Here is a 3,736-nt window from a genome sequence, read left to right as displayed (position 1 = left end):
GTCCCCCCGCGTGCGGGGTCCGTTCGCAGCCCGATCGTGTGGGCGGCCATCGGCCTGGCGGCGTTCCTGGTCGGCGGCGCCGCGACGGCCGGGGTGATGCTGGTCGGCCGGACCGACGGCGGTCGGCACGACAGCGACAACCGGGACGGCCACGTGGTCGTGACCCCGTCGGCCGGACCGGCCGGGCCGTCCGCCTCCGGCGGCCCCACCGAACCGTCCCCCCAGCCCGCGGCCTCCACCGGCTCCCCGGCCGAACCGGGCGCGGCGGCCTCCGTCCCTCCCGGCTACACGATGCAGAGCGACTCCCTGGGCTTCAGGCTCGCCGTCCCCGACGGCTGGAAGCGCGGCGACAAGGGGAACTTCCAGATCGACTACGAGCCGGGTACCGGAGGCTCGTACCTCCGCGTCGGCCTCCTGCTCAAGAGCCCGCAGACCGCCTACGACCACTTCCTGGAGCTGGAGAAGACCCTCAAGGAGAAGAACAGCACGTACCAGCGGGTCGCGCTCGACGCCAACACCTTCCAGGGCCGTCCCGGCGCCCGCTGGGAGTTCACCTGGGTCCAGCGGGACACGGGCAGGACGATGCACGCCGTCGACCAGGCGTACATGAACGAGGCGGGTACGGAGTACGCCGTCTACTTCCAGGCGCGCGACGAGTACTGGGCGGGTTCGCGGAAGGTGTTCGACACGGCGGTGGCCACCTGGTCGGTCATCCCCGTGGACTTCAACTGACCCCCACGGGCCCGGCGGGGCCGCCCCCATAGACTGCACCCGTCCCCAATCGACGAGTCTTCGGGAGTCCCCGCCGTGACCGAGTCCCCCTCCGAACACAGCGCTGATGTGATCGTCGTCGGGGCGGGCCCGGCCGGCTCCACGACGGCGTACTACCTGGCCAAGGCCGGCCTCGACGTCCTCCTCCTGGAGAAGACGGCCTTCCCGCGCGAGAAGGTGTGCGGCGATGGCCTCACCCCGCGCGCCACCAAGCAGCTCGTGGCGATGGGCATCGACATCTCCGAGGAAGCGGGCTGGCTGCGCAACAAGGGCCTCCGCATCATCGGCGGCGGCGTCCGCCTCGAACTCGACTGGCCGGAGCTGGCGTCCTTCCCGGACTACGGACTGGTCCGCAAGCGCGACGACTTCGACGAGCAGCTGGCGCGCCAGGCCGTCAAGGCCGGCGCCCGGCTGTACGAGCGCTGCAACGTCGGCGCGCCCGTCATCGACGACCGCACGGGCCGCATCACCGGCGTCGAGGCGAAGCTGGGCGAGGAGAAGACGCCGGTCACCTTCCACGCCCCGCTCGTGGTCGCCGCCGACGGCAACTCCTCCCGCCTCTCGCTGGCCATGGGCCTCCACCGTCGCGAGGACCGCCCGATGGGCGTCGCCGTCCGCACGTACTTCACCTCCCCGCGCCACGACGACGACTACCTGGAGTCCTGGCTGGAGCTCTGGGACCGCCGCGGGCCCGGCCCGGACCGGCTGCTGCCCGGCTACGGCTGGATCTTCGGCATGGGCGACGGCACGAGCAACGTCGGCCTCGGCGTCCTCAACACCTCCGACTCCTTCAAGGAGCTGGACTGGCGCGAGGTGCTCAAGGCGTGGTGCGCCTCGATGCCCGAGGACTGGGGCTACACCCCCGAGAACATGACCGGCCCCATCCGCGGCGCCGCCCTCCCCATGGCCTTCAACCGCCAGCCGCACTACACCCGCGGCCTGCTGCTCGTCGGCGATGCGGGCGGCCTGGTCAACCCCTTCAACGGCGAGGGCATCGCCTACGCCATGGAGTCGGGCCAGATCGTCGCCGACGTCATCGTCCAGGCGCACGCCCGTGCCTCGTACGCGCAGCGGGAACTGGCCCTCCAGCGCTACCCGAAGGTCCTCAAGGACACCTACGGCGGCTACTACACGCTCGGCCGGGCCTTCGTGAAGCTCATCGGCAACCCGAAGGTCATGAAGCTGGCGACGGAGCGCGGCCTGACGCACCCGCTGCTGATGAAGTTCACGCTGAAGATGCTGGCGAACCTGACCGACCCGACGGGCGGCGACGCGATGGACCGCATCATCAACGGCCTGAGCAAGGTGGCGCCGCGTTCGTAGTTTCACCCTTTCGTGGGGCTTTCGCGTCGTTTCGGCGTGTCGGCCCCGCGGAAGGTAATGGGGGAGAGCCGGAGTCCCGTTGTGAAGGGGATGTGCTCGCCATGAAGCGTACGAGCCGGGTCACGCGTCTCCGCCGAGCCGCCGTCACGGTGGCGGCCCTCCTCCTCCCCACCGCCTTCCTCGCGGCGCCCGCCCAGGCCGCGACCTCCTGCACCGTCAACGGCACCGCCGTGCCCGGCCCCGACGTCACCGGCACCGACGGCGACGACGTCATCGTCTGCACCGGCCTCGACGCGGGCGCCACCGTCGACGCCAAGGGCGGCGCCGACACGATCACCCTCAACGGGGACGTGTCCGGCCGCGTCCTCGGCGGCGACGGCACGGACCACATCGTCCTCGCGGAGGGCGCCCGGCTGACCGGGACGGGCACCATCGACGGCCAGGCCGGGCGGGACGAGATCGACCTCAGGGGCGCGGTCCTCGGCGCGGTCCGGGGCGGCCAGGACGACGACCTCATCCTCCTCTTCAAGACCGCCACGACCGGCGACACCAGCATTGTCCGCGGCGCGCGGGGCTCGGACGTCATCCTCGCCGACGGCGCCGTCACCATCCGGGGCCTCGTGGAAGGCGTCGGCGAGAACGACCTCATCGACATCAACGGCACCGTGGCCCCCACGGGCCGGGTGCACGGCGGCGACGGGGACGACTACCTGCACGTCCACGACAACCAGGGCGAGGTGGACGGGGGCGCCGGTACGGACGTGTGTGTCGTCGACAGCGGGAATCAGCCCCTGAACTGCCCCTGAGACGGAGATTTCCGCTGACACCGCCCGCCGTAGCGGACCCGCCCCCGCGCGGCGGGCGGGCTTGTGGGGAGGGCGGGCCTACTTGGACCGGTACTCGTCCTCCACCCGCGTCCAGACGTCCCTGCCCAGCTCGTAGAGGTACTGCGGACGGTCCTTGATGGCGCTCGTACGGAACGGGCGCCCGTGGTCGTCGAGGCGGAGGGTGCCGTGCCGGTCCCCGCTGCTCCACTCCAGCTCCAGGTACCAGCTGACGTCATGGCCCTCGGTACGGGCCACGACCTCCAGTACCTGGGGATCGGTCGAGCTCACCCGGTAGGGGAAGTCCGTGGCGGGGACCTTTACGTCGCCCTGCACGCCGGACACCGGGCGGACCACCGGCTGTTCGGCGTCGAGGTCGATGTCGTGGAAGGCGGGCGTGAGGCCGCCGCCACAGCCGGACCCCATCGTGTACGCCGTCCAGGACAGCGGCGCCGTCCGGTTGACGACCCGGACCCGTGCGGCGTGCAGCACGACGGCCTCGGGGCCCTTGCCCTGTACGGAGAACTCGACCTTCGCGTGCCCGCCCGACACGGCCCGCAGGTTCGCCGCCCAGCCGAGGGAGTCCGCCTCCTCCGGAGGCGTGGGCATGAACAGAGGCTGCCGGTCCGTCAGATACCACTGGTCGCACCGGTCCTCCCAGACGTACGGGCGGGTCGCCACGGTCAGGGGTATGCCGGCGGAGTCGCCCCCTCCGCCGCCGCCCGGATTCCCGGACCCGTTGCCGGGGGCTTCGCCCGGCGCCTCCGGTGCCGTCCGGCCGCCGCGCGAACGGCCGTCAGGGGCGGGGGCGGCGGAGC

The 3,736-nt window shown here is 72.1% G+C and carries 3 protein-coding genes and 1 pseudogene; 3 read left to right on the top strand and 1 reads right to left on the bottom strand.

Features of this window, described 5'->3' with window-relative positions:
• From K6I33_RS32950 to K6I33_RS32940, 3 genes and pseudogenes are all read left to right on the top strand, one after another.
• Positions 1-732 (top strand): annotated as a pseudogene (locus tag K6I33_RS32950) (hypothetical protein); the annotation flags it as partial.
• 75 nt (positions 733-807) lie between these two features.
• Positions 808-2,094, top strand: a complete 1,287-nt coding sequence (locus tag K6I33_RS32945; RefSeq protein ID WP_229358328.1) for a geranylgeranyl reductase family protein — start codon at positions 808-810, stop codon at positions 2,092-2,094.
• Positions 2,095-2,195: 101 nt separating this feature from the next.
• The gene (locus tag K6I33_RS32940) at positions 2,196-2,900 is read left to right on the top strand and encodes a hypothetical protein (protein ID WP_229358326.1); all 705 of its coding nucleotides are present in this window, start codon (positions 2,196-2,198) and stop codon (positions 2,898-2,900) included.
• A 78-nt stretch (positions 2,901-2,978) separates the two neighbouring features.
• Here the strand turns inward: K6I33_RS32940 and K6I33_RS32935 are convergent.
• Positions 2,979-3,736, bottom strand: a 758-nt coding sequence (locus tag K6I33_RS32935; RefSeq protein ID WP_229358324.1) for a hypothetical protein, incomplete at its 5' end; no start/stop codon positions are given.

This window comes from Streptomyces sp. UNOB3_S3, from assembly GCF_020740895.1.
Lineage (GTDB): Bacteria > Actinomycetota > Actinomycetes > Streptomycetales > Streptomycetaceae > Streptomyces.
The sequence above is the reverse complement of the archived record's forward strand: the minus strand, read 5'-3'. Positions and strand labels throughout refer to the sequence as shown.